The organism is Streptomyces sp. (genome assembly GCF_035644915.1).
Taxonomy (GTDB): domain Bacteria; phylum Actinomycetota; class Actinomycetes; order Streptomycetales; family Streptomycetaceae; genus Streptomyces.
Window position 1 is genome coordinate 1 of record NZ_DASQNP010000038.1, and the last position, 3,009, is coordinate 3,009.

Below are 3,009 nucleotides of genomic sequence, written 5' to 3' on the forward strand. Positions count from 1 at the left end.
ACGGACGGGGGCTGCCGTCCGTCCGGGCCCGTGACCGAGCCGAGCCGAGCCGGGGGCAGGGGCGGCCGGGCGCGGCGGGCAGCACGCACACCGCCTGGGAGAAGGCCAGGGGCTCCCCGGCCGGGGACAGCCCGCCGCCGACGGGGTCGCGGCGGAGGACGGTGACCGTGCCGGAGCGCTGGTTGGCCGCGTACAGCAGGCGCTGGGCGGGGTCGAAGGCCATGTGGCGGGGCGAGGCGCCCCCGCTGGGGTGGTGGGAGACGCGGCGGAGCCGGGTCTCGTCCGAGGCGTCGACGGCGAGGACGGTGATGGTGTCGTGGCCGCGATTGGAGGCGTACACGAACCGCCCGTCCGCCGAGACCAGCACCTCGGCGGCGGTGCTGGGGATCGGGTCGGCGTCCTCGGGCAGGATCGGGACGGTGGCGACCGGGGTGAGGGTGCCCCGGCGGGCGTCGTACGCGCACGAGGTGACCGTGGAGTCCAGTTCGCCCAGGACGTAGGCGGTGCGCCCGCCGGGGTGGAGGGCCAGGTGCCGGGGGCCGGAGCCGGCCGGCATCTTCGCCACGCTCTCCTCCGTCAGCAGGCCGCGGCCGACGTCGAACCGGTGGACGTGGACGGAATCGGTGCCCAGGTCGACGCCGAACAGCCGGTCGCCGGTGGGGTCGGGCAGCACCATGTGGGCGTGCGGCCCGGTCTGCCGCTCCGGGTCGGGGCCGGCGCCGGTGTACCGCACCACCTGCACGACCTCGCCCGGGCCGCCGTCGGGCCGCAGCGCCACGACGGCCACCGTGCCGGAGGTGTAGTTGGCCGTGAACAGGTGGCGTCCGCCGGGGTGGAGGCTGAGGTGGCACGGGTGGGCTCCCCCGCTCGGGGCGCTGCCCAGCAAGCGGCGGACGGTGCCGTCCGGGGCCAGTTCGAAGGCGGAGACCCGGCCGTCGGTGGTCTCGTTGACCGCGTACAGGACGCGTCCGGTCGCCGACAGCGCCAGGAAGGAGGGGTCCGCGGTGGGGACCACCCCGTCCAGCCGGAGGCCGCCGGTGTCCCGGTCGGCGCTCGCCAGCCCGATGCCGTGGGCGGTGTCGCCGCCGGTGTAGGCGCCCAGGTAGACCCTCGGCCGGCTCGCGCCCGGTCTCGGGCGCGCGAAGGCGTCCGGGGCGAGCGCGAGTCCTCCGGCGGTCGCGCCGAGCAGGGCGCCGGACAGGGCCAGGGCCTCGCGCCGCGTCGGTCGCCGTGTCTGTTCCGTCATCGGTTCCTCCGGTCGGGGAGCGCTCCCAGGAAATGCCCGTCAAGGATCCACGGCCGCGCCCGGCCGGGGAAGAGGGCGTACGGACGGGGTGCCCGGCATCAACTCCCTTGTCCAGAGGCAGACGTGACTCGCCGTCGCCCGACACCTGGCCGGAAGCGGCGGGTTGCCGTAGGGTGCCCGAGACCACACTGGGAGCGCTCCCATAGCAATCGGCGCGCCCTTCCACCGACCACCCGACGGAGAGACCGCCATGCGCCTCCCCCGCCGTACCGGACGCCGCTCCTCCGGTCTGTTCGGCGCCCTCCTCCTGGCCGCCGTCACCGCGGTGGCTGCCACCGGCGGCGCCGCACCCGCGCACGACCGCCACGGCGACCGCCCGCACGGCGGCTGCCCGGCCCCGAGAGCCGGGAACCCGCTGCTGTTCTGCGAGGACTTCGAGGACCTGCCGCGCGGGGCCGGCACCAGCCCGGACTGGGGCGTGGACACCCGGCACGGGACGCTGGCCGTCGAGCGCGACCGCCGGCACGGCGGGAAGCACCGGCCGGGGCAGGTGCTCCACGTGCGCACCGAGGGCAACGGCCACGCCTTCCTGGAGGTCGACGACTTCGACGCCCCCGGCAACAGCTTCTTCGGCCGGATGCGGGTGCGGGTCGACGCCTTCCCCACCGCCCCGGACTGGGCCCACTTCACCCTGGTCGAGGCCACCGGCCGCGGCGACGGCAGCGTCGTCCGGCCGATCGGCGGCCAGTACGTGCCCACCGTCGGCGACGGCGTCCCGCTGTGGGGCGTGGGTTCCGACGGCGGCCCCACGGGCGACTGGACCGACTGGCGCGAGTCCGCCCCGGCCGAGGCGGGACGGTGGACCTGCCTGGAGTGGGAGATGGACGCCTCCGACAACCGCGTCTCGGTGTGGATCGACGGACGGCCCCAGCCCGACCTGACCGTCACCACCACCCGGCACGGCGGCAACCCCGTCGACTTCGTCTTCCCCGACGTCGACACCGTCCGCATCGGCTGGCAGCTCTACCAGGGCAACCCCACCCCGGACTCCTACGACCTGCTGCTGGACGACCTGGCCCTGTCCACCGAACGCGTCGGCTGCGGGCGCTGACAGCCAGCCCTGCGGCCGAACGGACCGGTGGACGCCGCGTCACAGTATGTTCCAGCGCAGCCGGGTGTCCTCGTTCTGCAGCCCCACGATGCGGCGCTCCACCTCGGCCATGGCCCCGGGGGGTGCGGGCGGCCTTGCGGGCGTTGGTGGTGATCATCCGCAGTTCCCGGATGTCCCGCAGGACGGGATACCCGGGCCAGTCCGTGACGTCGTAGCCGTACGCCCGCGCGAAGTCCCCGTAGTGCTCGGGGCCGTAGCCGAAGCGACGGCAGTGGATCTCGATGGTCGTCAGGTCCCACTCGGGCCGACCCCAGGCCACGGTGTCCCAGTCGCACAGCACGGTCCGATCACCGTCGTACAGGGCGTTGCGGTGCTGGGGATCTCCTTGAAGGACGGCCGGGGGCAACTCATAGGAAATGTCCGCGAGTTGCTTCTCCAACCGGTCGATCCGCCGGGAGAGGAAACGGAGCGACTCCTCCGGCAGCGTGGTGATCGCCTTGAGGGAAGCGCGGATCGCCGAGACGTTGTCCAGCGACCTGAGCCGGAACGGCGGGGCGGGCAACTGATGCAAGGCGTACAGCGGTTCTGCGAGCCGCGCCGCGGGCACCAGGGTGTCGGGCTGGGGAAGGTACGTCCAGAAGGTGACCGGATG

3 protein-coding genes are annotated in these 3,009 nt (G+C 74.4%); 2 read left to right on the forward strand and 1 reads right to left on the reverse strand.

What is annotated here, in order from left to right; genetic code table 11:
- The coding region (locus VE546_RS04350) for a lactonase family protein (RefSeq protein ID WP_324918542.1) at positions 1-1,246 on the reverse strand (1,246 nt) is incomplete at its 3' end.
- Between the two features lie 250 nt (positions 1,247-1,496).
- Here VE546_RS04350 and VE546_RS04355 point away from each other — a divergent pair.
- Positions 1,497-2,357, forward strand: coding sequence for a hypothetical protein (locus VE546_RS04355; RefSeq protein ID WP_324918545.1), 861 nt, complete (start codon positions 1,497-1,499; stop codon positions 2,355-2,357).
- Between the two features lie 416 nt (positions 2,358-2,773).
- Positions 2,774-2,923 (forward strand): hypothetical protein, encoded by a 150-nt coding sequence (locus VE546_RS04360; protein WP_324918548.1) that lies wholly within the window; start codon positions 2,774-2,776, stop codon positions 2,921-2,923.
- Positions 2,924-3,009 lie beyond the last annotated feature (86 nt).

What these genes read in the sequence shown, in the direction of transcription:
- VE546_RS04360 (WP_324918548.1), top strand. Translation starts at nt 2,774, where the DNA reads ATGTCCGCGAGTTGCTTCTCCAACCGGTCGATCCGCCGGGAGAGGAAA.
- VE546_RS04355 (WP_324918545.1), top strand. Translation starts at nt 1,497, where the DNA reads ATGCGCCTCCCCCGCCGTACCGGACGCCGCTCCTCCGGTCTGTTCGGC.